The 24629-nt window shown below is 45.0% G+C and carries 23 protein-coding genes; 11 read left to right on the top strand and 12 right to left on the bottom strand.

Translation table 11 applies throughout. The features are described 5' to 3' along the window. The first annotated feature begins 110 nt into the window (after window positions 1-110). From D1Z90_RS11120 to D1Z90_RS11110, 3 genes are all read left to right on the top strand, one after another. Window positions 111-1973, top strand: coding sequence for a TIGR00341 family protein (locus D1Z90_RS11120; protein ID WP_119910834.1), 1863 nt, complete (start codon window positions 111-113; stop codon window positions 1971-1973). Next, the gene (locus tag D1Z90_RS11115) at window positions 1966-2301 is read left to right on the top strand and encodes a hypothetical protein (RefSeq protein WP_119910833.1); all 336 of its coding nucleotides are present in this window, start codon (window positions 1966-1968) and stop codon (window positions 2299-2301) included. Before D1Z90_RS11120 ends, D1Z90_RS11115 begins: the two co-directional genes overlap by 8 nt. Window positions 2302-2526: 225 nt before the next feature. After that, a complete protein-coding gene (locus D1Z90_RS11110) occupies window positions 2527-3516 on the top strand; it encodes a calcium/sodium antiporter (RefSeq protein ID WP_119910832.1) in 990 nt (329 codons plus the stop codon). Window positions 3517-3781: 265 nt separating this feature from the next. Here the strand turns inward: D1Z90_RS11110 and D1Z90_RS11105 are convergent, their stop codons facing one another. From D1Z90_RS11105 to udp, 3 genes are all read right to left on the bottom strand, one after another. Further along, on the bottom strand, window positions 3782-4171 hold the full coding sequence (locus D1Z90_RS11105) for a hypothetical protein (protein ID WP_119910831.1): 390 nt from the start codon (window positions 4169-4171) through the stop codon (window positions 3782-3784). A gap of 144 nt (window positions 4172-4315) precedes the next feature. After that, window positions 4316-4582, bottom strand: coding sequence for a hypothetical protein (locus tag D1Z90_RS11100; protein ID WP_119910830.1), 267 nt, complete (start codon window positions 4580-4582; stop codon window positions 4316-4318). A gap of 834 nt (window positions 4583-5416) precedes the next feature. Then, entirely contained in the window at window positions 5417-6178 is a 762-nt protein-coding gene (gene udp, locus D1Z90_RS11095; RefSeq protein WP_119910829.1) for a uridine phosphorylase, read from the bottom strand. Between the two features lie 197 nt (window positions 6179-6375). On the opposite strand from udp, the gene D1Z90_RS11090 reads away from it, so the two are divergent. Continuing rightward, a complete protein-coding gene (locus D1Z90_RS11090) occupies window positions 6376-7638 on the top strand; it encodes a valine--pyruvate transaminase (protein ID WP_119910828.1) in 1263 nt (420 codons plus the stop codon). A 1047-nt stretch (window positions 7639-8685) separates the two neighbouring features. On the opposite strand, the gene gyrB is transcribed toward D1Z90_RS11090, so the two are convergent. The 4 genes from gyrB to dnaA are packed head-to-tail and all read right to left on the bottom strand — an operon-like array spanning window position 8686 to window position 14691. Continuing rightward, window positions 8686-11106 (bottom strand): DNA topoisomerase (ATP-hydrolyzing) subunit B, encoded by a 2421-nt coding sequence (gene gyrB, locus D1Z90_RS11080; protein WP_119910826.1) that lies wholly within the window; start codon window positions 11104-11106, stop codon window positions 8686-8688. A 13-nt stretch (window positions 11107-11119) separates the two neighbouring features. Beyond that, on the bottom strand, window positions 11120-12196 hold the full coding sequence (gene recF, locus D1Z90_RS11075; RefSeq protein WP_119910825.1) for a DNA replication/repair protein RecF: 1077 nt from the start codon (window positions 12194-12196) through the stop codon (window positions 11120-11122). Between the two features lies 1 nt (window position 12197). Next, a complete protein-coding gene (gene dnaN, locus D1Z90_RS11070; RefSeq protein WP_119910824.1) occupies window positions 12198-13301 on the bottom strand; it encodes a DNA polymerase III subunit beta in 1104 nt (367 codons plus the stop codon). Between the two features lie 10 nt (window positions 13302-13311). Further along, the gene (dnaA, locus tag D1Z90_RS11065; protein WP_119910823.1) at window positions 13312-14691 is read right to left on the bottom strand and encodes a chromosomal replication initiator protein DnaA; all 1380 of its coding nucleotides are present in this window, start codon (window positions 14689-14691) and stop codon (window positions 13312-13314) included. Window positions 14692-14906: 215 nt separating this feature from the next. Between dnaA and D1Z90_RS11060 the strand changes: the two genes are divergently transcribed. From D1Z90_RS11060 to D1Z90_RS11030, 7 genes are all read left to right on the top strand, one after another. Further along, window positions 14907-15326, top strand: coding sequence for a 3-phosphoshikimate 1-carboxyvinyltransferase (locus tag D1Z90_RS11060; RefSeq protein ID WP_119910822.1), 420 nt, complete (start codon window positions 14907-14909; stop codon window positions 15324-15326). 301 nt (window positions 15327-15627) lie between these two features. Further along, window positions 15628-15762, top strand: a complete 135-nt coding sequence (gene rpmH, locus D1Z90_RS11055) for a 50S ribosomal protein L34 (protein ID WP_119910821.1) — start codon at window positions 15628-15630, stop codon at window positions 15760-15762. Between the two features lie 43 nt (window positions 15763-15805). After that, the gene (rnpA, locus tag D1Z90_RS11050) at window positions 15806-16129 is read left to right on the top strand and encodes a ribonuclease P protein component (protein ID WP_438941745.1); all 324 of its coding nucleotides are present in this window, start codon (window positions 15806-15808) and stop codon (window positions 16127-16129) included. After that, complete coding sequence (yidD, locus tag D1Z90_RS11045) at window positions 16096-16350, top strand: membrane protein insertion efficiency factor YidD (protein ID WP_119910820.1); 255 nt, start codon at window positions 16096-16098, stop codon at window positions 16348-16350. The genes rnpA and yidD overlap by 34 nt, the downstream gene beginning before the upstream one ends. An 8-nt stretch (window positions 16351-16358) precedes the next feature. After that, window positions 16359-18026 carry a membrane protein insertase YidC gene (gene yidC / locus D1Z90_RS11040; RefSeq protein ID WP_119910819.1) on the top strand — a complete coding sequence of 556 codons (1668 nt, stop codon included), beginning with the start codon at window positions 16359-16361 and terminating at the stop codon, window positions 18024-18026. Between the two features lie 101 nt (window positions 18027-18127). Then, window positions 18128-19495, top strand: coding sequence for a tRNA uridine-5-carboxymethylaminomethyl(34) synthesis GTPase MnmE (mnmE, locus tag D1Z90_RS11035; protein WP_119910818.1), 1368 nt, complete (start codon window positions 18128-18130; stop codon window positions 19493-19495). Window positions 19496-19548: 53 nt separating this feature from the next. Continuing rightward, window positions 19549-19899, top strand: a complete 351-nt coding sequence (locus D1Z90_RS11030; RefSeq protein WP_119910817.1) for an acyl-CoA thioesterase — start codon at window positions 19549-19551, stop codon at window positions 19897-19899. A gap of 28 nt (window positions 19900-19927) precedes the next feature. Here the strand turns inward: D1Z90_RS11030 and D1Z90_RS11025 are convergent, their stop codons facing one another. From D1Z90_RS11025 to D1Z90_RS11005, 5 genes are all read right to left on the bottom strand, one after another. Then, complete coding sequence (locus tag D1Z90_RS11025; protein WP_119910816.1) at window positions 19928-20629, bottom strand: DUF4124 domain-containing protein; 702 nt, start codon at window positions 20627-20629, stop codon at window positions 19928-19930. A gap of 400 nt (window positions 20630-21029) precedes the next feature. Next, the gene (gene bfr, locus D1Z90_RS11020; protein ID WP_119910815.1) at window positions 21030-21506 is read right to left on the bottom strand and encodes a bacterioferritin; all 477 of its coding nucleotides are present in this window, start codon (window positions 21504-21506) and stop codon (window positions 21030-21032) included. A 74-nt stretch (window positions 21507-21580) separates the two neighbouring features. Beyond that, the gene (locus D1Z90_RS11015; RefSeq protein WP_119910814.1) at window positions 21581-21769 is read right to left on the bottom strand and encodes a (2Fe-2S)-binding protein; all 189 of its coding nucleotides are present in this window, start codon (window positions 21767-21769) and stop codon (window positions 21581-21583) included. 373 nt (window positions 21770-22142) lie between these two features. After that, a complete protein-coding gene (locus D1Z90_RS11010; protein ID WP_119910813.1) occupies window positions 22143-22835 on the bottom strand; it encodes a hypothetical protein in 693 nt (230 codons plus the stop codon). A 421-nt stretch (window positions 22836-23256) separates the two neighbouring features. Continuing rightward, window positions 23257-24501, bottom strand: coding sequence for a membrane dipeptidase (locus D1Z90_RS11005; protein WP_198419139.1), 1245 nt, complete (start codon window positions 24499-24501; stop codon window positions 23257-23259). Window positions 24502-24629 lie beyond the last annotated feature (128 nt).

Below are 24629 nucleotides of genomic sequence, written 5' to 3'. Positions count from 1 at the left end.
AACACGCTGATAATTCATAAATAGTCACAAAAACTCACAGCAGCGCCAAAGCCGCGCTGCTACTGTTATAGACAACCCTTAGTTACGTTAACGCAACACAGAGACAAACAATGGCCGACAGTTTTTTATTATTTACTGAAGACAGCAAAGAAGAAGTGACTAACAAAGTCATGCCGTTATTTTCTGATACCGTGATGCCCACCTTATGGGAATCCAGTACGCCTTGTGATTTACCCCCTGAAAGCAAAGTGTACGCTTACGTTGCCGATGAGCACGCAGGTGAGATCATAGAAGCGGCAGTATCACATCAATGGCAATTAGCCATATTGCCCCACCCCGATGCTCGCTACGCAAGACGCGGATTTTGCTTGCAAGCCAATTTACAAAAAGCCATTGAAGCCGCCGAATTAGCTAGCGCTAAAAAAGTGGACGTTTTACGTTGCAACAACAAAGTACTATTAGGCTCGGCAGTATTAGGCCATGGTTTTAGCTTACGACCTGGCGGCCAAGCACAAAATTGGTCTGAGAAGGTCAGTAAATTGTGGGACAATATTTGCAACGTCAAAGACTTTATGCCGAAAAAGCTGAGCTTTACCACAGCCAATGAAAGCACAGTGACCACCGCGGCCATTGGCGTAGTGGCTTTAGAGCATGCTCACGGCACCTCACTTTCACGAAACATCTTACCTAATAGCCACATTAATGATGGCATGTGTCACGCCATGATCTTAGCGCCGCGCAGCATCATGGAGTTATTTCGCTTTTTTATTACCGCGCCATTTCGCCGCGAAATGAAACAACCCGAGTTTTTGGGTCTGATAAAAACCAAAACCCTTACCATTAGTGGTGCCAGCGCACTGGATTACACCCATGATGGAGAACCGCAAAACGCCGAAGCCTTGGTATTAGACACAGAGCCAAAATCACTCAACTTATTGGTCGGAGAAAGCCTGCCAATAGAAGAAAGCACCAGCAGCAGTAAAGAGAGTCGTAAAACATCGCACATGCCAGCAGGTGAAGCCATCGGTGCCATGGTGGGCAAACCCTTGCCTGTAATTGCACACGCCGCAACAGACGAGTTCAAAGAGCTGTATCAGCTGCTGCGAGAAAACGCCAAAGCATCGCCTGCATTTCTCACTTTAATGGTATTGTCGACGCTGTTGGCCAGTATTGGTTTATACGCCAGTTCAGCCCCGGTGATTATCGGCGCAATGATTTTAGCACCACTGATGGCACCGATTATTTCTCTGGCGATGGCCCTTACTCGGCAAGACCCGTCGCTGTTACACGCCAGCAGTAAAACCTTGCTTACCGGCCTATGCATGGCGCTTGGGTTTGCCTCTTTTGCCAGCTTTGTCATGCCGATGGAGATTGTCACGCCAGAGATCCAAGCGCGCCTGAGCCCCAGCCTATTAGATTTAGGCGTTGCCGTAATTTCTGGCATTGCCGGCGCCTATGCACACGCGCGAATCGACGCTGCCAAAAGCTTAGCGGGCGTCGCCATCGCCGTGGCTCTGGTGCCCCCACTTGCCGTTACGGGGATAGGCTTAGGCTGGCTTGATTTACACGTAGCCTGGGGGGCATTACTGCTATTTCTTACCAACTTAGCGGGCATAGTGTTAGCAGCTTCAATTACCTTCTTGGCCCTAGGTTTTGCGCCTTTTACTCGAGCCAAAAAAGGCATCAGCTTAGCGACCATGGCGGTGGCGATAGTGAGCATTCCTTTGGTTATCAGTTTTATGCGATTATCAGACGAAGCCAAAGTCATCAAATACTTGGAAGGCAAACAAATTGGCAGCGTGACCTTGCGTCATGTCAGTGCCCGGGCCGTGGGGCCTTTAGAGTTATCACTGGAAATTGTCACACCTGCTGCGCTCACGGGCTTTGACTTAGACACCATCAAAGACGAAATAGAAGCCAAGTTAAGAGAGCCTGTCATCATGGAAGCACAAGTGGTGATCCGCCGTGAATAAATACATATTTACCCTCTTCCTATTCACGATCACCGGCGCGGCTTCACCTGGGTTGCACGCGCACAATAACTCGCCACAAGACCGAGCTCAAAAGCAACAAACGTTAGACTTAGCATGCCAACGAGCAAGAGAAAATAAAATCGCACCTTTGCGGCAAGCTGAAATCGACGATTGTGTTGAGCGTAGGCGCCGCGATCCTGAATATTGTCAACGTTATCATCGCGACTTTGGCGAAAAGTCAGGCCAGCAAGCCGCCTTGTTCTACGATTTGCCCGAATGCATCACGGCATTTAAGTACCAAAAAAGTTACCGCAATAGCGGTAAGTAGCAACAAGGTGTTTGACAAGCCCGGTAAGGCGCATACAATAACGCTACTTTCGAGGGAGTAGTCGTTTCGCACCAGACAAGCGAAAGCTAATATCAACATTCTTGGCCCTGCCATGGTATTAGCAGTTGACCCGTTCAACCTGACGAGACTCGAGTGAATCAATCGCCAATAATCGAGGGATGGCCATTGATCACTCGTTGTTAATCCCTCGTAATGGTTACCCCAATGAATGCTGTACTCGTTTCAATTATCACCTTAGCTGCTGGCTTTATTATCCTCAGCTACAGTGCCGACCGCCTATTAGCCGTTGCCGCGACCCTCGCCAAACAATGCGGCGTTTCCATGCTATTTATTGGCATTACCGTCATTGCTTTTGGCACTTCAGCGCCCGAGTTAATTGTAAGCGCCATGGCCGCACTTAACGGTGCAGAAGGCTTAGCAGTCGGTAACGGCTTAGGCTCAAACATCATTAATATCGGCTTGGTACTGGGTTGCTGCGCCTTAATGGCCCCGCTTTCAGTGCACCAAAACTATTTATATCGGCAATTTCCTTTTCTGTTATTGGCAGTGTTACTGTGCGCTGGGCTGATGAAGAACCAAGTATTAAGCTTTTTCGATGCTCTCATTCTCCTAGCCGGTTTGTGTGCTTATGGCGTTTATCTTGCCAACATGATGAGTAAGCAACAGCAAGATATCAGTGAGGAAGTCGATATTCTCGACATGAATAAGCACCGAGCGATACTAGAAACACTCATGATGCTGGTGTTACTCCTTGTTGGCGCCAATATGATGGTACATGGTGGCGTAGGCGTGGCACGAGGGCTAGGTATTGATGAACTGACGATAGGGTTAACTGTGGTGGCATTTGGTACCAGTTTACCTGAGTTAGCGGCGGCATTAGCAGCGGTACGCCGAGGCCATCATGATATTGCCTTTGCGACCGTGATCGGCTCTAACTTGTTTAATATCTTAGGGGTTATTGCATTGCCTGGTTTGCTGGGAGACGGTTTACAAGTCAGTGAACAAGTATTGCAGCGGGATATACCCGCCATGGTTATTTTAACATTGGCGCTTGGGGTCAGTTTTTATTGGCCGTTATTACGCCAGCGAAAACAAGCCAGAGCAAAAACCAAAGTGGTAATGCACCGCAAATCTGGTTACCTGCTACTCGGGTTGTTTTCAGGTTATGGCCTGATTTTACTGTCGCCGCTTTAAGCGGCGCTATCCGCTAGTTTCAATCATATACAACTGACACAGACTGAACTGTGTCTCCAAATCTAACGATCAGCGGCTGTTAGCCTCAGGGTAAGAGCACGTATGTTTGATTTTCAAACAACAAGTGAGATAAGTGGCGTTTCCTTATTCGAAGCGCCATGAAATAACTCATGATGACTTAGTTTAACTGCCGCGTCTTTGCGGCACATAATCATCTAAGAAAACTCAGCTCAATGCTTAAAAAATTCTTGCGGTTACCCTGCTGTTAACTTGCGTCTCGTAAACGGGCTGCCGATAACACTCGCCTGCAAGAAGTAATCTCGCCTTCCTTATCTTTCGTTGTTAACAGTGCATCATTCAATACCAATGACTCATCTTGATGATGCAGCATTTCAGGCTGATTAAGCCGATGCCTGATAGTTGCAAGATCACTTTCCAGTGCCGCATTTTTGGCTACAACTTCAATATGCTCAATTCCCGTTGTGATAATCTTGCCATCAAATGACCATTTACCATTGAGGTATAAATCGTATTCAAACTCTTTGTTTTTTACCCATGTACTGGTGTTTGCCGGCGCGCTTAAATTACCATTTGGATACAAGATGGTCACAGAATCAAGCCAAGAGATAGGCAATGCTACACTGCCACGCCCCATGTAATTTATTTGGCTCTGCAGACGCTGTGAAGGCGATAGTACTTGTTAATACAAGTGCCGCGATGCTTTTCATATTCATGCTCGTATCCTTAATAAATGCGACCCGCAAAAATTAATCATCTAGCCACTCGCCGTGGCGGTTTCTTAGCTATAACGCAGGCCTCTTAGGAGGCTAACTAAAGCATCGACAATGTAGCAGAAGAAGTTTGACTGAGTGTATTGCTCCACCGCATGTAAGTTTGGCTGCTTCGCCATTTCATAAGCGGCTTCTAGATTCTCCGCCGCGATGTAATCAAGTACTTCAAAACCTTGGCTTACTAACTGTTCTTTTTCGGCAAGTAAAGTGTCACTGTTTGGGTCTAAGTGAATAAGAACTTTATCTTCTGAAACAAGAAACAAGTAAGTTTTCATTTGGCTTCCTTTGCTATTGATTGGGTACGAGACATAATATGTCTCATGGTCAAATTTATGTCAAGACATAATATGACATATTCTTTGCGAACAATAATGACCTGCCATTGACTGCCACTCGCAAGCCAAGCACTTAGCTTATTGACCGTATCAAACCACCACGTTTCATTTGAAAAGTTTCCACAAACCTATCACCTACACGCCTTGTGTTTGAAATACGACTTACTATGCTTAGCCAATCAGTTATGACTTAAGTTGCATACTTAGTCGCAGCCGTGGATTTTTATGTGTAAAAAACCCGGTGAAAGTTCTCAAAATTATTTGGATACGTTCGTTTGAGCATACCAACCTAAAGCAAGCACAGGCTTTATGCTCTGCATTAAATGTGAGTGGGACAAGGCTTATTAGGGGGAATTAATTGACACAGAACAGCGCAAAACAGATTGATAGACATAGGCTATCTTGTCAGTGGCATTAAAAATGAACGCTCGCTCGTTTGCCTAATCAGATAATTCATCTTCATAAATGCTGTGTAGCTTGGTTTATCAGTGATACCGTTTAGTAAGTTATTGGTTGGCAGGTAGAGGAAAAGCTTGGTAATTATTACGCAAAGAGCCTGCTAGTAATCATGCTCGTTTGCAGGTGTTATGGCTCACTCACGCATGATCAGTTTCTCTGCGCTTAAAACTCAGCCTCAGCAAGCGTAAATAAACGCCAGTAATCCGCAGGTAACCCGCCATATTCATGCTGTGAAAAGTAAGACAGGCTACCAGCATAGCCTGTCTTATTTCTCAGTGAGTCCCACTTAATAAGTGCGAAAACTAAACAACTGAATTAGCCTTGTAGCATTGCCTTAGCCGCAGACACCACAACTTGAATGACTTTTTTCTCCGTCGCCGCGATAAGGCTTTCATTCGGAATTTCTTGTTGGCTCCGATTAATAATCACTCCGGCTACACAACCTGCCTGTAAGCCTAGACTGGCACACATAGTAAACAAGGTAGCAGATTCCATTTCAAAGTTAAGCACATGCAATTTCTGCCACTCTGTCATCGCCCCTTGCAATGTTTTTCTCACGTAACCAGAGTAAGTATCATATCGCTCTTGGCCAGGATAAAACGTATCACTTGAAGCTGTGATGCCAACATGAACATCGCCACCGGTCGCATTAGCGGCATTAACCAATGCAGTTGTGCAATGGAAATCGGCCACCGCGGGATAAGCGATGGGAGCAAAGTGCTGACTTGCACCGTCTAACCTTACCGCGCCATTGGTTACGATAATATCTCCCACACGAATGTGCGGCTGAATCGCCCCAGTAGTCCCCACCCGTAAAAACTTCGTAACGCCAAGCTGTGCGAGTTCTTCAACGGCAATCGACGTTGATGGGCCACCAATGCCGGTGGAGCACACTACCACTTTGTGTTCACCTATACTGGCTAAATACAATGTAAACTCTCGATGACTGGCAATAAACGTTGGCTCACTCATCAACTGGGCGATTTTTTCGACACGCCCAGGGTCACCAGGAATAATGGCCAATGTTGCGCCCGCAAGATCTTGTTTCTCGACTCCCAAGTGGAACATTTTTGTCATAAGCTCGCCCTTTCATCGTTACCTTAAATGTCTGATTAAAGTGTAATACTCGAACTCACACTTGTCGGGCTAATCTATACTTTATTTGTGTTGAATCAATCTTGCTGGTTCCACGTGAAACATGGTTCGACAGTCAGCTTCATTTCCGCTATCTTTCGCTGTCTAATTTTGCATCCTCAGACTAATCAGGTAAATTTATGTCGTTTTCTAGTTTTGGAAATAAATTCACTCAACACTCGGGTATCACCCAATTAATGGATGACCTTAACGATGGTATTCGCGGTGGCGATGACGTGTTAATGCTGGGTGGCGGCAACCCAGCCGCGATTCCAGAAATTCAGCAAATATTCCAAGATAAACTGCAGCAATTGAACGAGTCTGGCGAGCTTATTAATGCTCTTTCAAATTATGATGGCCCACAAGGCAAAGACACTTTTTTGAATGCTCTGGCGACGTTATTTTCTGACTTATATGGTTGGGGTATTTCCAGTAAGAACATTGCGCTGACAAACGGTAGCCAAACGGCTTTTTTCTATCTGTTTAATTTGTTCGCTGGTAAACAGCAAAATGGGCAACACAAAAAGGTCATGTTTCCACTCGCACCGGAATACATTGGCTACGCAGACGCAACATTAGATGAAAATGTGTTTATCGCAAACAAACCCAACATTGAGGATATTGGTGAAGGTTTATTTAAATACCGTGTCGACTTCGAAAACCTAAACGTAACCGATGACATCGGCTTGATTTGTGTTTCTCGGCCGACCAACCCAACCGGTAACGTGATCACCGATAATGAAGTAATAAAGCTTGATGCTATTGCTAAGCAAAATGGCATCCCCCTGATAATCGACAATGCGTATGGGACACCTTTCCCTAATATTATATTTGAAGACGTCACGCCCATTTGGAATGACAATATCATTCTTTGCTTAAGCTTATCGAAACTTGGTCTACCTGGTGCTCGTTGTGGTATCGTCATCGCTAATGAAAAAACCATTCAAGCCATGACTAACCTATCAGGAATCATTGCTCTTTCTCCTGGAAGCATAGGTCCAGAATTAGCGCTTCCTTTCGTTCAAGACAAATCCATCCTTGCCATGAGTAAAGATATTGTACGTCCTTTTTATCAACAAAGAGCCCAATACGCTGTGCACCTGTTGCAGTCGCTGATTAAAGTACCTGGCTTTAAAATACACAAACCCGAAGGCGCCATATTCTTATGGTTATGGTTTGAAGGACTCCCCATTAGCAGCCAAGAGCTTTATCAAAGGCTCAAGCAACAAGGGGTGTTAATAGTACCCGGTCATTACTTTTTCCCTGGACTAGAAGAGGATTGGCCGCACGCACATGAGTGCATACGAATGAATTACTCACAGTCACAACGAGATGTGACCAAAGGCATTGAGATAATCGCCAAAGAGATAAACGCTATCTATAAGTATCCAGCAGAAAAATAATCGGATACGTATATTCAAAATACAGGAGTCAGAAACTTAACGTAAGGCTCCTGAAAAAACTTACCCTCTCCGGTTTATAGTATTCAGCAAGCTTTTATGCAGTGCCATCTCAGTGTTAAGAAGAATCTAGGTTTTAATAAGTTTCTTATAGTCACTAAATTTTTGTATTAGGGAATCCATAAAAAAGCCAGCAACCTCATAGCTTCTCAGCAAAATAACAGTATTATCTGTGCCAGTAACCCAGCCGAACATTATCGAATCAGCAAAATGAAAAGGTAAAAGTGTAAAGTAGATAAAGCTATTTTAAGTTTCAGCCACTGTCGCTGTCACTTGATGGAAAGCCATAATGTAAAACTCAACAGCAGTGAAAACACAGCATATAAATTGAGCTACTTTGCGAAAATCCCCCTCGACAACTTCTTCTTCGCTCCATCGTTTTCTCTGTAATATGAACGAGTCGAGATAACCAAGTATTTCGCCGAATCTCATTCAAGAAGTTGCTCAGGATTAAGGTGAATGACTTTAGTACGAGCTAAAAACGTCGCGATCGCTCTTTCATATTCAGTCGTGAAAATATCAAAGCCATTATGATACTGAGTGAGGTTTGCTTAAAGGCGTCGCCCTTTTCTTATCTGGTAATCTAATTCCAAGGCTCTGGATACAAACGTTTCTTCATTGGCAACAGAGCCAAATATTCAACTAACCAGCGAGCTTATATCGAGAACGGCTTATCTCAAGAGCGTAGGTTTTGCATTCTCAATAGCAGCATTTGTAGTTGCAGCTCAAATGGCATTAGCACTGTCTCAATTAAGTCTGTCGGATGAACACGATTAATCATGCGTTAAAAGCCTGAGGCGCTTTCATATCTTATGAGGTGACGGTATCTACTGCACTGTAACGTATTTGATGTGCTAACCGTATAGTTCTTGCTAACGCACTAAGATCAATACGCACTTTTATCACTGTCTTTGCGTTGGGTTTTCACGAAGGTTTAAGAAAAAAAACGCAGCGTATAGCTGCGTTTTATCAATAGACGGTAAAGGAAAATTACACGTCTAGGTTAGCCACTTTCAGTGCGTTTGACTCAATAAATTCACGACGAGGTTCAACGTGGTCGCCCATCAAGGTAGTAAACAATTGATCTGCCGCTACCGCGTCTTCGATACGAACTTGCAACATACGGCGGTTTTCTGGATCCATGGTGGTTTCCCATAATTGCTCTGGGTTCATCTCACCTAAACCTTTATAACGCTGTATGTATAAGCCACGCTTAGACTCTTTCATCAACCACTGTAGAGCTTGCTCAAACGTGCTCACAGGCTGCTTTCTCTCACCACGCTTAACGTAGGCACCCTCTTCTAACAAAGTGGCAATCTGATGGCCTAGGCGCGTAATTTGCTCGTATTCGTTAGATGAGAAGAAGTCATGGCCAAATTCGTAGTCAGCATCCAAACCGTGCTTGCGGATGGTAATGGTAGGTACAAATACATTGTTCTCGGTATCTTTATTCACCGAGTGGCTGTAAATGGCGCCGTCAGTTTCTTCGTCATTTAACTCATCAATGATCAAGCTGACCCAAGCTTCAACTTTCTCTTCATCCGCTAAATCGCTCAGCGTTAATGCAGCAGAGTAAACCAGTTTATCCATCGCTACCGACGGGTAACGACGCGAGAAGCGTGCAATCATTTTGTTTACACTGTGGAACTCAGAAACGATTTTCTCAAGATTCTCGCCGCCAATACCTGGCGCGTCTTCGTTAACATGTAAGCTTGAGTTATCTAACGCAAGACTCGTCAGGTAGCTGTTAAGCGCTGGCTCGTCTTTAACGTATGTTTCTTGCTTACCTTTACGCACTTTGTACAGTGGTGGTTGAGCAATATAAAGGTAACCACGCTCAATCAGTTCTGGCATTTGACGATAGAAGAAGGTCAACAGTAGCGTACTGATATGCGCACCATCGACGTCAGCATCCGTCATAATAACAATACGGTGATAACGTGTTTTATCTGGGTTATATTCATCACGTCCAATGCCACAACCCATCGCAGTAATCAAAGTACCCACTTCTTGTGAAGAAAGCATTTTATCAAAACGTGCTTTCTCTACGTTTAGAATCTTACCTTTCAATGGCAATATGGCTTGTGTCTTACGGTCACGACCCTGCTTAGCGCTGCCGCCCGCAGAGTCACCCTCCACTATGTAGAGTTCAGATAACGCAGGATCTTTTTCCGAACAATCCGCCAACTTACCCGGTAAACCAGCAATATCAAGCACACCTTTACGGCGAGTCATGTCACGAGCTTTGCGTGCGGCTTCACGGGCGCGTGCTGCGTCAACGATTTTGTTGACCACAGTTTTAGCATCACCTGGGTTCTCCAGTAAGAAGTCCGCCAGCTTTTCACCCATGGTTTGCTCTACTGCCGACTTCACTTCAGAAGAAACCAACTTGTCTTTGGTTTGAGAAGAAAACTTCGGATCCGGTACTTTCACAGAAACAACAGCCGTCAAACCTTCACGAGCATCATCACCCGTAGCACCGGTTTTACCCTTCTTGTTGTAGCCTTCTTTTTCCATGTAGTTATTCAGGGTACGGGTTAAGGCACCACGAAAACCGGCTAAGTGAGTACCACCGTCACGCTGTGGAATGTTATTGGTAAAACAAAAGATATTCTCTTGGAAACCATCATTCCACTGCATGGCTACTTCAACCGAAATACCGTCATCACGATCTAGGTCAAAGTGGAAAACTTTCTCGTGCACAGGTGTCTTGTTGGTGTTGAGGTAATCAACAAACGCCTGTATCCCACCTTCATAACAGAAGTGGTCTTGTTTATCCGCTTCACGCTCATCTCTTAAGATGATCGAGACACCAGAATTCAAGAACGACAATTCGCGTAAACGCTTGGCTAAAATATCGTAATGGTAGTTGGTATCAGAAAAGATAGTTGGGCTTGGCCAAAAACGAATTTCAGTCCCCGAACCTTCTGTTTCACCAATCACGGCTAAGGGTGCTTCAGGCTCACCTAAATGATAGATTTGCTCGTGTACTTTGTTATGGCGCTTGATTTTAATGCGTAACTTATCGGATAGCGCGTTTACTACCGAAACACCTACACCGTGCAAACCACCAGAAACTTTGTATGAGTTGTCGTCAAATTTACCACCGGCGTGTAATACCGTCATGATAACTTCTGCTGCAGACACCCCTTCTTCTTCATGGATATCGACAGGAATACCCCGGCCGTCATCTTTTACAGATACTGAACCGTCAAGATGAATCGTTACAACTATGTCTTTACAGTGGCCAGCTAAGGCTTCATCGATGGAGTTGTCCACCACCTCAAACACCATGTGGTGTAAACCTGAACCGTCATCCGTATCACCGATATACATACCTGGACGCTTTCTTACTGCATCCAGACCCTTTAACACCTTAATACTCGACGAGTCGTAAGAGTTCTCTGACATATCAAGATCTCACTTATAGCTCTGAAACGTTGCCGTGTTCCACATGGAACACTTTAATTTTTTGCCCAAATAACTCTTCTACTCGCTCTCTTTCAATCGCGGTAATAAATACTTGGGCGCCGGATTCGGCAATGTGTTTTGCCAGGGGAAGCTGCTTTTCGCTGTCTAATTCAGATGTAAAATCATCTAAGAGAAAAATGCACTTATTATCACTTACCCCATTATGGTATTTACCCTGAGCTAACCTCAGCGCACACACCAACAATTTTAACTGACCGCGAGACAATACGTCTGCTACAGGCACCCCTGCAACTTTAATGCGTAAATCCGCTTTATGCGGACCTATGCTGGTATAGCCTAATGCCCGATCACGTTCAAAATTCTGTTCTAAATAACTGGGCAAATCCTTGGTTTTGTCCCAGCCCTGAAAAAAGTCCAAATGGAACTCAAATTCAGGTAAAAAATCCGCCGCCGTTGTCAGGATTTCACTGCCCAACTGCGTCAAATAATCTCGGCGAAACGCAGTCAGTTGCAAACAACGACTACTTAATTCAACGTCCCAATACGCAATATCACGATAAGACTTTGCCGTTTTTAGCGCCATATTACGTTGCTTTAGCAAACGTTTTATACGCAACCACTGTGGAAAAAAACTGGGTTCCACATGGAACACCCCCCAATCGATAAAGCTGCGACGACCTTTTGGCCCACCGGTTAATAAGCTATACCCTTCAGGGTGAATTAATTGCAACGGCAACAACTCAGCCAACTGCGATAATCGCTCGGCTTTTTCACCGGCAATTTTTAATACTGTGTCACCATTTTTGCTTTTGCGAAGCCCTAGTGGCGTTTCGCTACCTTGATGCATAAACTTTGCAAACAAGGTAAACGCGTCTTGCTCGTATTGAATCACGCGTTTAGTTAAGTGCGAACGAAACGAACGCCCTAACCCGAGAAAATGAATCGCTTCTAATAAACTGGTTTTGCCGCTGCCATTTTTACCCAGCAATAAATTAACCCCAGGTTCAGGATTAAGCTTTGCGTTTGTAATGTTTCGAAACTGACTGACATTAACTTGGGTAATGGCCATGTTATAAACGCATTGGCATAACCACGTACATGGCTTCGCTGGCTTCTTCTTCCGCTTCAATCAACGCACTGCTGTTAGCATCGCTGAGGATGATTTTTACGCGCTCACATTTTAGCGTATTTAGCACATCCAGCACATAGCTGACGTTAAAGCCAACCTCTAAATCGTGAGCCGGGAAGCTCACATCTAAGATTTCTTCCGCTTCTTCGCGCTCTGGGTTGTTCGCGGTGATTTTCAGTAGGTTCTCAGACAAGGTCAAACGCACGCCACGGAACTTTTCATTCGACAATATAGCGGCGCGAGAAAAGGCTTGTTTTAGCTCTTCACGGCCCGACGAGAGCACCTTATCACCATTTCGCGGGATCACTCGGCGATAATCAGGAAAACGGCCATCTACTAACTGACACGTAAATGTAAAGCCGTCGGTAATAGCTCGAATATTGTTTGAGCCAATTTGAATGCGTAAACCGGCTTCCTCGCTGTCGAGCAGTTTCAATAATTGATTGACGCCTTTACGTGGCACTATGATGGACTGATTCTGCAGCGCTTCATTGAGCTGCGTGGTGCACATGGCTAAACGGTGGCCGTCTGTTGCCACGCTTTTTAACTCAGTGCCGTCCGTTTCAAAGTACATGCCGTTGAGGTAATAACGCACGTCCTGGCTGGCCATGGAAAATTGCGTGCTTTCAATTAAGCGGCGCATTTGGCCTTGAGGAATATCAAATTCGACAATGCTGGCCCATGACTCGATATTAGGAAAGTCAGTGGCTGATAAGCAAGATAAGGTATAACGGCTGCGGCCCGAACGTAGAATCACTTTATCCGCTTCAGCGATAAGGCGGATTTCAGACTGCTCAGGCAGACCACGACAAATATCCAGCAGCTTCTTGGCCGGCACAGTCGTACGACCTTCAGCAAAATCGCCTTCTAATTGCATCTGACCTATTTGCTCAACCTCTAAATCCGTACCAGTAAGTGATAGTAAGCCATTACTTACATCCAATAGAACATGACCTAAAATAGGCAAAGTGGGACGCCCACCTAAAGTAGTGGCGACAAGTTGCAATGGCCTAAGTAAGGCTTCTCTATTAATAGAAAAATGCATCAGGATGTCCTTAAGATGATAATGTTCGGATCAGATTAGAATAGTCTTCTTTGATGTCGTGGCTTTCTTCTCGCAATGCTTTAATTTTACGACAAGCATGCAACACAGTGGTGTGGTCTCGGCCGCCAAACGCATCGCCAATCTCAGGCAAACTGTGGTTGGTCAACTCTTTGGCCAATGCCATGGCGATTTGACGAGGTCTCGCAACACTGCGGCTACGACGCTTCGATAATAAATCTGCCATTTTAATTTTGTAGTACTCGGCCACCGTCTTTTGAATATTGTCGATGGTGACCAATTTTTCTTGTAACGCCAATAAATCGCGCAGGGCTTCACGAACGAAGTCGATGGTAGCAGTGCGGCCGGTGAAATCAGCGTTAGCTCTAACGCGGTTTAACGCCCCTTCTAACTCACGCACATTTGAGCGCAGTCGCTTAGCGATAAAGAAGGCACTTTCATCGGGCAAATCAAAATTGTGCTCTGCCGCTTTACGTTTCAAAATAGCCACCCGCGTTTCTAACTCTGGTGGCTCAATCGCAACGGTTAAACCCCAGCCAAAGCGAGATTTGAGGCGATCTTCTACGCCGTCAATTTCTTTCGGGTAACGGTCGCTGGTCAAAATAATTTGTTGGTTACCTTCTAACAGCGCGTTGAAGGTATGAAAAAACTCTTCTTGGGAGCGCTCTTTATTAGCAAAAAATTGAATATCATCGATCAATAAAGCATCTACGCTGCGGTAATAGCGTTTAAAATCTTCAATGGCATTGCTTTGCAGTGCTTTCACCATGTCTTGCACAAATCGCTCAGAGTGCATGTAAATCACTTTGGCGTCTTTTTTATGCTCACGAATGCCATTACCCACTGCGTGCAGCAAGTGAGTTTTACCTAGGCCGCTGCCACCGTACAAAAACAGTGGGTTATACGCGCCACCCGGATTCTCAGCCACTTGCCTGGCCGCGGCACGGCCCAACTGGTTCGACTTACCTTCGACAAAGTTATCAAAGGTGTAATTGTCGTTAATGCTACTGCGATGGCGGATCTCAGGTTTAGGTTTGGTTTCTTTTTCCCATGGCGTATTGTTGCTAACAACAGGTTGCGGCGGCTGTGCCGGCTGCTCATTGTTGGATTTCGTTTCGACCACAACCGGACGGCTGCCTACTTCAAATTTTAATACCGGCATGTCGTTGTCGCAGAACTCCGCCAACAAGCTGGTAAAATTATTTAAGTATTTATCGCGCACCCAGTCCAATACAAAGCGGTTCGGCGCGTAGAAAGTTAACACGTTATCTTTGAGTTCAGTTTGCAATGGGCGGATCCACATGCTGAATTCAGTAGCTGGCAATTCATCCTTTAATCGGGCGAGGCAGTTTTGCCAAACGGTAGAAGACACAGATCACTCCAAAACAAAAAAACGGTCGGATATTTTATCCTGCTACGCCTTATATCTCTAGGCTTTATATCACCATATTAATAAATATGCTGCTTGACAAAATTGGCGCGCACAGATCCAGTATTTTGACCTATGGATCAAGCAGAAACTTTCTGTTTACCCGCTTGTCAGTAACGCCTATTATTTCATCATTGTTGATAGTTTAGGCAGGCTTAATGGACCACAAACCGCATCTCATCAAATCCGATATTCGCCAAGATCCCTTTGTGGTTAATTTATTTGAACGTATTCCGCAAAAACATCACGACTCATTCAGTGATGAACAACTGACTCAACTAAAAGTGGCCATCGGATCACGTACCTGGGGTCAGCATAAGATCGATTGGCGCGGCACCGTTAAGTTATTTCGCTGGCGTTATTATTACGTCATCATTGCCGGACGTAACCGTCGCCAACTCAGTCGCCGTGACAAACGCATTTCTCGCTTGATCCAAGCCTGCTTGATCGCGACATTTATTTGTTTTTCAGCCATGCTGGGATTACTCATCTTATATTTGATCAAATCCGCTGCAGGCATCGATCTTATCCCTGGCTATTCGTTTGGCGTATGGGGTTGGTTCAAACAAGCCTTTTAGCGATCTCTTGACTAAGATATTCGATCAAAGGATCCCGCCGATCCTTGCACTCTCAGCAGATCTCTATATAATCTCGCGCACTCTCAGTTTATTCCCTTTATTCTAGGGATGACTCTGAAAGGCATAACTTGTCTTGTATAAGATTTATGCAAATATGATGGCATTTAAATTGACTTGATGTATTTCAAGGTATAGAATTCGCCCTCTTTTTTGAGGCCTACTGAATTGTTTGCTTTATCGTCAGATAGAATAAATAGTGAAAGGAAGCCAACTGTACAGTTAACTGATAACGGAAAGAACCATGAAACGTACTTTTCAACCAAGCAATCTAAAGCGTAAGCGTTCACACGGCTTTCGTGCTCGCAAAGCGACCAAAGGCGGTCGTCAAGTTGTAGCTCGTCGTCGTGCTAAAGGCCGCACACGCTTGAGCGCTTAATTAATCAGACGTGATTAATTTATCGTTCAATCGGGAGTTACGTTTGTTAACTCCCGAGCAATTCAAAAACGTATTTAAAGACCCCATACCCGCTGCATCACCCCAAATTACTATCCTAGCCAAACCCAATGGCTTAGATCATCCTCGATTAGGCTTAGCCATACCCAAAAAGCACGTCAAGCTTGCTGTTGGTCGTAACCGTATTCGTCGCGTTACTCGTGAACATTTCCGTTTACATCAACACGACTTACCCGCGCTCGACTTTGTGGTTATTGCTAAAGGTGGCAGTGGTACCTTATCCAACGAAGCACTCAACAAACTGTTAGGCAAGTTATGGCAAAGAGTCATTCGCCGTTACAATGGTTAGCCATCAGTCTCATTAAAGCTTACCAAGTTGGCATTAGTCCGCTGCTTGGACCTCGTTGTCGGTTCCATCCTACTTGCTCTCATTACGCCATTGAGGCAATTAAATTGCATGGATCGATAAAAGGTGGTTGGTTCGCAGCCAAACGTCTTATAAAATGTCACCCTTTAAATCCCGGTGGGTACGATCCTGTTCCTAAACCTAAACCCAAAAATAGAGATTAACTAAAACTATGGAATCTCAACGTAATTTATTATTAATTGGTTTACTGTTTGTCAGTTACCTGTTGTATATGGAATGGATTGAATACAAAAATCCAACTCCAGAGCAACCTGTGGTAACTCAGCAACAAAGCAGTGTGCCTGCCAGCACCAGTGCTAACTTAAGCGCTGACGTGCCAGCAGCAACCGGCAACACCGCGCAAGACGTGCCTGCCGAGAACAACACTGCCGCCCACAAACGCATTACCTTGACCAGTGACACGTTAAACCTTGTGATTGACACCATAGGCGGTGACATCATTGAAGCTGACTTGTTGCAATACCCAGAAGTTCAAGACGAGCCAACACCGTTTAAACTCCTGAAAAATGAGTCTGGTAATACTTACATCGCGCAAAGTGGTTTGATTGGCCAAGGCCCTGATTCCAGCCCGAAAGGTCGTCCTCATTACACCACTCAAGCCGACAGCTTCAATATTCAAGAAGGCCAAGACAGCGTTTCTGCTGAACTTTACTTCACGACAGAAAGCGGCGTACGTTACGTTAAGGTGTTCACGCTAACTCGTGGCAGCTACCAAGTCGATATCGACTACAAAGTGGCTAACCAATCTGCGAACCCAGTGAACCTTCAGCTTTATGGTCAGCTTAAGCAAACCATCCAGCCTTCTGGTGGCAGCTTGGTGATGCCTGTTTACCGTGGCGGTGCTTACTCGTCTCCGGCAAGCGACACGCGTTATAAGAAATACAGCTTCGACGACATGAAGGACGGCAACTTGAACGTCACCACCCAAGGTGGTTATGTCGCGATGCTAGAACACTACTTCGTGTCAGCGTTTGTACCAAGTGAAACGCAATCTAACGAGCTATACAGCCGCGTACTCAGTACCGGCGACGCGACCATTGGCTTTAAAGCGCCAATGCAAACCGTCGCTGCAGGCAGTACCGCAGACCTTAGCACGACGATGTGGGTCGGCCCTAAACTGCAAGATGAAATGGCCCAAGTAGGCAAACACCTTGACCTCACCGTGGATTACGGTTGGTTATGGTTTATTGCGCAACCATTGTTCCAACTATTGCTGTTTTTCCAAAGCATTGTAAGTAACTGGGGTGTGGCAATTATCTTAGTTACCTTTGCGGTAAAAGGTGTAATGTACCCGCTGACCAAAGCGCAATACACCTCGATGGCTAAAATGCGTTTATTGCAGCCAAAAATCCAGCAGCTACGTGACCGCTACGGTGAAGACCGTCAGAAAGTATCACAAGGCATGATGGAGCTGTACAAGAAAGAGAAAGTAAACCCATTAGGCGGTTGTCTACCTATCTTGCTGCAAATGCCTATCTTCATCGCCCTATACTGGTCGTTAATGGAATCGGTAGAGCTACGCCATGCGCCGTTCTTCCTATGGATTACTGACTTGTCAGTCCAAGACCCTTACTACGTATTGCCAATTCTGATGGGTGTGAGCATGTTCTTCATCCAGAAGATGTCGCCAACCACGGTGCAAGACCCGATGCAGGCGAAAATCATGCAATACATGCCGGTAGTATTTACCTTCTTCTTCCTATGGTTCCCATCTGGTCTAGTACTTTACTGGCTAGTGAGTAACCTGGTTACCCTATTGCAGCAATGGATGATTTTCCGTGCGCTGGACAAAAAGGGTTTAGGTAAAGACTCGAAATAAGGCACAATAGCTGCACTCAAAAAAGGAGCCAAATGGCTCCTTTTTTATTATTTAATGAAAGCCGTATATTATTTAACAAACCCTAGCACGAGCATAACCGCATGAATTCTACCGATACTATTGTTGCCCAAGCCACACCACCCGGACGCGGCGGTGTTGGCATTATTCGCGTCTCTGGCCCCGCAGCCGAGCAAGTGGCCAAGATAGTATTGGGTAAAACGCCTCGCGTCCGCTATGCCGAATACTTGCCATTTCGCAATGCTGACAATACCGCCCTAGACGAAGGCATCGCCTTATTATTTAAAACGCCAAACTCGTTTACCGGAGAAGACGTCTTAGAGCTTCAAGGCCACGGTGGTCCAGTCGTCATGGATATGCTGATAAAACGCATTCTGACCATTCCTGGGGTGCGCACAGCGCGCCCAGGCGAGTTCTCTGAACGCGCTTTTATGAATGACAAACTCGACTTGGCACAAGCAGAGGCTATTGCGGATTTGATCGAAGCCACTTCCGAGCAAGCGGCTAAAAGCGCCCTTAACTCACTACAAGGTGAATTTTCCAACAAAATTCACCAACTAGTAGAAGCGCTTATTCACCTGCGCATCTTTGTTGAAGCCGCCATCGACTTTCCTGACGAAGAAGGCGTCGACTTTTTATCAGACGGAAAAATCCAAGGCCAGTTATACAGTATTATTGACCAATTAGCCTTGGTACAAAGCCAAGCAAAACAAGGCGCTATCATGCGTGAAGGCATGAAAGTAGTGATAGCCGGACGCCCGAATGCCGGAAAATCCAGCCTGCTAAACGCCTTAGCTGGCAAAGAAGCCGCCATTGTTACCGAAATTGCCGGCACTACCCGAGATGTATTACGCGAACACATCCATATTGACGGCATGCCGCTGCACATCATTGATACCGCTGGCCTGCGTGAAAGCCCAGATGTCGTCGAGCAAATTGGGATAGAGCGCGCATGGCAGGAAATAGAAAATGCTGATCGGGTATTATTTATGCTTGATGGCACCACCACGGATGAATTAGACCCCGCTAAAATCTGGCCCGACTTTGTTGAGCGTCTGCCTGCCAATATCGGCATGACAGTGGTACGTAATAAAGCAGACCTCACCGGTGAAACCTTAGGTATCAGCGAAGACCATGGCCACCCTGTTTACCGCATCAGCGCCAAAACAGGCCTAGGGTTAGACTCGCTGCGAGATCACCTTAAAGCCATTATGGGTTATCAAGGTAATACCGAAGGTGGCTTTATGGCGCGTAGACGCCACCTAGAAGCCCTTGATATAGCCTCTGTTCACGTTGATAACGGCAAAGTGCAATTAGAAGAGTTTATGGCCGGAGAACTGCTGGCTGAAGAGCTACGACTGGCGCAAGAAGCCTTGAGTGAAATCACCGGAGAGTTCACCAGCGACGACCTACTCGGCCGCATTTTCTCAAGCTTTTGTATTGGCAAATAACACGCTTTGTTTTGGCGCTCTTTTGGCGCCCCTTGATATCACTAGGGCTATAAATGGACAATTATCAACTGGTACTCACCGAGCACTTAAATCATTACGGTTACTTATTTGGCGGCACCTTGCTGAAATGGGTAGATGAAACGGCTTATATTCAAGCTCGACTAGAGCATCCAGGTAAACGCTTTGTCACCGTGGGCATGGAAAAGGTCAGCTACAAACAATCCGTTGAGTTAGGCAGTATTTTGAAATTCGAGGTCAATCGCCAAGCCAGAGGCAACACCTCGGTGACTTATGAAGTGAGCGTTAAGCTGGCTAGTCACCCAGAGAAACTGACCATTTTCACCACCCAAGTCACCTTTGTTTGTGTAGATAAAAATGGCGATAAGAGTGCAATAACAGATTAAGCGCTAAAGCTATCGGGCTTTCACTTACTCACCACTGCTCTATCTCCCTTGCCTTTTTAAGGATTTCAGCCTGAGACATTAAGTACTTATAGTCGCTTGATTTACGCTTTTTTGATCGCAATGCTTTGTTACGGCTAACACGCGTACCGTTGTAACAATTAATGATAGCTTCAGCGTCGTCACTACTTGTCTTACTAAGTTTGTCACATTTTTTATCAAGCTTTTCGAAGGCTTCTTCCGCACTTTGAGAATCAGCAGTAATTTTATTGGCCACTTGATCATAAAATTTACGCACAATCTCTTGCTTCATGGCAACATCACACGCATATTTTATCGTGCCCTCTCTAAGGGCATCACTGTCATGTTTCTTTTGTCGTTCAGCGTAGCTTTGATGCATATTCCAACTGCTTGGCAAGCCCGCCATCGCATTCATTACTAATAGCCATTCATCTGTCTTGTAAGGGTATTTTTTACCATCACAAAGACATGCTGTTTGATTACAGGTTGGCCTGCTTGGCAACATCGCAGGACGAAGGAACCACGTCTTGTGAAACCCTCCTACTATCTGCTTTGGGCCCTTCACCGCACCTAAATATTTGCCATCGGTACAAGGGATATCTTGATATACCTTTTTACCATCAACATCACAGCTATAAACCGCGGCTTTTAGGTGGCCGGAAAAAAGGATGAAAACGAAGAAAAGCAGATTCTTAAGGTTCTTATTAAGCATAATGTCGTAGCAATGTAATCTTTAATGGGTATTCAAGTGTATCGTCAAGCCGATAAGGTTCATTGAAGTTAACAAGTGAGTACATCGAAGTGAGCTAAACTCGCATTTCTCGCTATTCAGGTACCACTTCCTGTTCGGTACGATTTATCAATATTATATCTTTAGCTGAATCAGGAATTAAGCGAGCTGAATCACGCTAAGCAGTGCCCGCCAACATTTCGTTAACATGATAAGATATCACTGGCACGGTGAATTCCCGTTTTAAACCGTATAAACCTATTTTATTGATATAAAAAATAGTAGTTTAAACATAATCCAGAATATATGGGCCATCTTGAGTGGCAATAAATAGCCGATGCAGAACCGGCCATTTATTGTACTAACAGGCATACTTTATCGGTTACTCTTCGTCTACAAATTGCGCTTGCAGGTAGTTTTCTAAGCCGGCTTTGTCTATCAGACCTAATTGAGTTTCAAGCCAGTCTACGTGCTCTTCTTCATCTTCTAAAATATCTTGAAAAAGGTCACGGGAAACATAATCGCGGATATCTTCTGCGTAAGCGATGGCGTCCTTAAGATCGGGAATGGCGGCCATTTCCAACTTTAAATCGCACTGCAGCATTTCTTTGGTGTCTTCGCCAATCATTAACTTGCCGAGATCTTGCAAATTTGGCAGCCCTTCGAGAAACAAGATCCGCTCGATCAAGTGATCAGCGTGCTTCATTTCGTCGATCGATTCGTGATATTCCTTGTCGGCTAGGTGCTTAAGGCCCCAGTCTTTGTACATGCGTGCGTGCAGAAAATATTGATTGATGGCAACAAGTTCATTGCCGAGAATTTTATTCAAATGTTGAATAATGATTGGATCGCCTTTCATGACAAAAACCCTCTGTTGGATATCCACTAAATGTAGATCCAATACAGGGGGTGTCAAAACGCCAAAAGGGCTATTTAACTGACTTTTTGGTACAAAATAGGCACTGTTTCGTTAAGAATTTCCTTTGTTTGTTTGATGCATTTCCCACATTGGCTACCCAACGCGGTGCATTGTTTAATACCACGAACATCGCAGATCCCTTCTTCCAAGGCTAATTGCTTGATTTTCTTATCTGAAACACCGTGACATAAACAAACGTACATGATCCTATCCAACTGCATAATGAATGCAATGAAATATAAACAAGAACCATTCTTATTACCAGTTGTGATACCTTATTTGTTAAGACCAATTTGTTATAACCTTCATCAGTAAAATGCTGATTACGGCCTCACATTCACCTTGTTGCATCGCAGATATTGGTAAAGTTTCTACTAATATTCTGTTCTTATTAGGAAATGCAGTTAAGCCTACAACGGGTGATGCGACACTTGTCTTATAACCACAAATAAAAGGTGGGAATTAAAATATCAGGCTTTAACCAGAGTAAAACAGGCATCAATAAGCAGGATTAAAAAAAGGCGTCCGTGCCTCAATGCAGCTGGCTATGAAAGCTGCAAAATATGCCAAGTATTGTTAAAAATAATACGCTAAGCCCAGCGCGACTTGGTGATCCCCACTCGCTTTTGCTTGACCCACTTTGGTATTTTGATAAGTATGAGAGATATCCCACCAAACCTTGCCATCATCGGACACGGGAGCGCCATAACCGGATTTCACTTCAAATTTACGGCCAAGGTTGGTGTCCATCCATTGCGGCTGGAAAATTAAATAGTCTCCCTCATCACCTAAGCTCATGCTGGCAAATATATTGGTTTGATAACCCGTAACCGTTTTACCATCAGCTTTACCGGTCACGTACGCCAAGTTAGGAAATATAGATAATGATTGCCACGGCGTGGCCACTTTCGCAATAGTACCCAAAGCAACAATGTCACTTTTAGCATCCCAACCTTTGATGTAATCCACCGATAAACCGGCTTGGCTAACAGCTTCACTGCCAGTGTCAAACACCTGAAAATAACGTAAGCGCGAGTTATTGAGCTTATCTTTAAACTGATAGCCGTGCTCCACCAGTCCCATAAAGCTGTTGCCTTCACTGTATTGACCCGCTAAGCCTAAACTGGCTTTAAACGTATTGTCACTGTCAAAGGTGCCATACAAAAAGGAATTAACCTGGGTTAAATCACTCGGATCGGGCTTAGATTCAGCGTGCACAGTGGGCGCCAGTAGCCAAGGTAAAGTTAACAGGGCTAAGAACTTGTTCATGGAAATCTCCTGATTGCTGCGGGTAAGACGACCTTACCTATGGCTGGAGATACTAAAGGTGGAAGGGTTTCTACGCTTTTCTAGCTGTCGTTACAATGCTTGTAAATCCTGCAAAGCCAACTGCCAGAGTTCGACAAACAACTTAGGGTTAATGCTTGATGACCATCCCTATCTGCCTTCCCATTCGAGCATGCGCAAAAGGTAAAAGGGCTGTCGCACCGTGTCAGTGCAGTATCATGATGATAAAGGTAAACCACAAAAGTGCTTTGAGTGTGTGAATAAATGGCGCAGTGGGCACGCCGGTTTGCAGCTCGTTACTCAGCCCTCAATTGGCAATCTGCATTCAGTCGTAGCAGTTTATAAACATTAAAAAGCCCGCAACACTGCGGGCTTTGTTCCATGACGATCATATCAAGGCAATTTATTTGGCTTGGCTCAACAACTCATGACGCTGCTGGGTCAATGCTTTTAAGCGGGCCGGAAACTCTTTATTAAACTGCTCTGGCGAGATGCCTTCAGACACTTGAGCATACACCCGCATTTTGTTGCCACCGTAAATTTTGGCTAAGTCTTCGTTGCTGTAACCCCGTTTCCATAATTCGTCGGTGATGGCGGCTAAAATTTTAGCCAGTTCACCATTGCCAGTTGCCCCTTTGTCAAAGGCTTTGATCATATAACCGCCGTCGTTATACATATCGGCGTTTTTTGTGGCAAAGTCTACGACACCAGCAGTTGAGAACATATCATCTGTTGCTATGCCAACGTGGTCAACGCCCACCAACTTAACGTAATAATCAATCATATCCGCTGCTTGTGCCGGGGTAATATCTTCTGGCCAAATGCCATCCATCATCCATTCGGTAAAGGTAGGGGCGACGTAACCACCGGATTTTGCCGCACGTATCGCCTCATTGTCTGGAATAGCACGATAACACCCCTTAGGGGTTGCGTTTGACGCCGTTTTATAAAGCCCAGCAGGCACTGAATGAGAATAAATAAACGGCACACCAGGATAGTTCTTTTCCATATAATCCATGGCGTCATTGGCCGTTTTTGAGCCGGTATGACTCAAGTCGAGCAAAATATCGTATTTCACCAAGCCATCTATTACTGTTTTACCCCAAGGGGTTAAGCCGATATCTTGGCCATTATAAGCCGCTAACTGGCCCGAACCGGTACGAAAAATATCGTTATAGGCCAATATCATACTGCGCAGACCCATGTCTTTTAGTATCGACATACGGGTAATATCTTCTTCTAAAATTGTCGCAGTTTGGCTATTCCAAAGTACCGCCGTTTTACCTTCTACGTGAGCTAGCTCAATGTCTCGATTACTGTAAGCCACCAAGTAATTGTGTTTTTCTTTGGCCATGGCTGAACGGTGCTTATTGTGATGCAGCAAAAAGTCGTCAAAGTTATGGTCAGCGGCAGTGATGGTGTAATCGTGACCTGTGATCCCTGCTTTTCGCGCGGCCGCAAAATAGTCCAGTAATTGTTGCTCGTCTGTCCACCCTGCGCCATATGGGCTAGCCAGCATACCGATGACGATGGCGTCTTGCACAAACTGCTCTGCTTTGACAGAGGCTGGCCAAGTTTTACTCTCAATACTGGCATAGCTAAACGTACTGCTTAGCGCCAAAGATAAGGCGATAATCGTTTTTTTCATCAAAATATCTATCCGTTTCTATTACGATAAATGAACATGTTACCTAAACAGTTTATGCCACTATCTGGAAAGAGAGTAGGTTAACAATGCTGCGCCTTCAGTAAGCATGATATTGCAGGGAATTTTTA

The organism is Motilimonas pumila (genome assembly GCF_003596335.1).
GTDB classification, from domain to species: domain Bacteria; phylum Pseudomonadota; class Gammaproteobacteria; order Enterobacterales; family CBDFNC01; genus Motilimonas; species Motilimonas pumila.
This window is presented reverse-complemented; position numbering and strand designations above follow the sequence as displayed.

Excerpts from the sequence above, each read along its gene's own strand:
- D1Z90_RS11120 (WP_119910834.1), top strand. The coding sequence starts at position 111 with ATGGCCGACAGTTTTTTATTATTTACTGAAGACAGCAAAGAAGAAGTG.
- D1Z90_RS11110 (WP_119910832.1), top strand. The coding sequence starts at position 2,527 with ATGAATGCTGTACTCGTTTCAATTATCACCTTAGCTGCTGGCTTTATT.
- D1Z90_RS11105 (WP_119910831.1), bottom strand. The coding sequence starts at position 4,171 with ATGGGGCGTGGCAGTGTAGCATTGCCTATCTCTTGGCTTGATTCTGTG.
- D1Z90_RS11100 (WP_119910830.1), bottom strand. The coding sequence starts at position 4,582 with ATGAAAACTTACTTGTTTCTTGTTTCAGAAGATAAAGTTCTTATTCAC.
- udp (WP_119910829.1), bottom strand. The coding sequence starts at position 6,178 with ATGACAAAAATGTTCCACTTGGGAGTCGAGAAACAAGATCTTGCGGGC.
- D1Z90_RS11090 (WP_119910828.1), top strand. The coding sequence starts at position 6,376 with ATGTCGTTTTCTAGTTTTGGAAATAAATTCACTCAACACTCGGGTATC.
- gyrB (WP_119910826.1), bottom strand. The coding sequence starts at position 11,106 with ATGTCAGAGAACTCTTACGACTCGTCGAGTATTAAGGTGTTAAAGGGT.
- recF (WP_119910825.1), bottom strand. The coding sequence starts at position 12,196 with ATGGCCATTACCCAAGTTAATGTCAGTCAGTTTCGAAACATTACAAAC.
- dnaN (WP_119910824.1), bottom strand. The coding sequence starts at position 13,301 with ATGCATTTTTCTATTAATAGAGAAGCCTTACTTAGGCCATTGCAACTT.
- D1Z90_RS11060 (WP_119910822.1), top strand. The coding sequence starts at position 14,907 with ATGGACCACAAACCGCATCTCATCAAATCCGATATTCGCCAAGATCCC.
- rpmH (WP_119910821.1), top strand. The coding sequence starts at position 15,628 with ATGAAACGTACTTTTCAACCAAGCAATCTAAAGCGTAAGCGTTCACAC.
- yidD (WP_119910820.1), top strand. The coding sequence starts at position 16,096 with ATGGCAAAGAGTCATTCGCCGTTACAATGGTTAGCCATCAGTCTCATT.
- yidC (WP_119910819.1), top strand. The coding sequence starts at position 16,359 with ATGGAATCTCAACGTAATTTATTATTAATTGGTTTACTGTTTGTCAGT.
- mnmE (WP_119910818.1), top strand. The coding sequence starts at position 18,128 with ATGAATTCTACCGATACTATTGTTGCCCAAGCCACACCACCCGGACGC.
- D1Z90_RS11030 (WP_119910817.1), top strand. The coding sequence starts at position 19,549 with ATGGACAATTATCAACTGGTACTCACCGAGCACTTAAATCATTACGGT.
- D1Z90_RS11025 (WP_119910816.1), bottom strand. The coding sequence starts at position 20,629 with ATGCTTAATAAGAACCTTAAGAATCTGCTTTTCTTCGTTTTCATCCTT.
- bfr (WP_119910815.1), bottom strand. The coding sequence starts at position 21,506 with ATGAAAGGCGATCCAATCATTATTCAACATTTGAATAAAATTCTCGGC.
- D1Z90_RS11015 (WP_119910814.1), bottom strand. The coding sequence starts at position 21,769 with ATGTACGTTTGTTTATGTCACGGTGTTTCAGATAAGAAAATCAAGCAA.
- D1Z90_RS11010 (WP_119910813.1), bottom strand. The coding sequence starts at position 22,835 with ATGAACAAGTTCTTAGCCCTGTTAACTTTACCTTGGCTACTGGCGCCC.
- D1Z90_RS11005 (WP_198419139.1), bottom strand. The coding sequence starts at position 24,501 with ATGAAAAAAACGATTATCGCCTTATCTTTGGCGCTAAGCAGTACGTTT.